The sequence below is a fragment of the Bacillus sp. GMs2/2 genome, assembly GCF_050172095.1.
Classification (GTDB): domain Bacteria; phylum Bacillota; class Bacilli; order Bacillales; family Bacillaceae_G; genus Bacillus_A; species Bacillus_A cereus.
The window spans coordinates 1-278 of sequence record NZ_JBNLYE010000800.1 but is presented as its reverse complement, the minus strand read 5'-3'; the positions used below and the strand labels follow the sequence as shown (position 1 = coordinate 278).

The following is a 278-nucleotide window of genomic DNA, read 5'->3' as shown; positions in this document are numbered from 1 at the left end:
GTTCCAAGTGCTAATAAAAAACTCACGAATCGCTGTCCATACTTCAGAAGTAGTTTGGCTGATACGACTCCAAATTTCTGATAATGTTTCAACTGCTCCATTCCAAATTCCCGTTAAATACTCTACGATGGAATTCCATACTTCTGTAGTCGTTTCAACAATCGAATTCCATGTTTCAGATAAGGTCGCCATGATGTCATTCCAGAGTTCTTCTAAAAATTCTGTAATGGCATTCCAAACAGAAACAGTAGATTCACTCATACTTTCCCATGTTTCGT

At 37.8% G+C, this 278-nt stretch carries 1 protein-coding gene; it reads right to left on the bottom strand.

Annotated features, from left to right (window positions below; translation table 11 throughout):
- On the bottom strand, positions 1-278 hold a 278-nt coding region (locus ACQGS6_RS29595; RefSeq protein ID WP_426966120.1), incomplete at both ends, for a phage tail protein.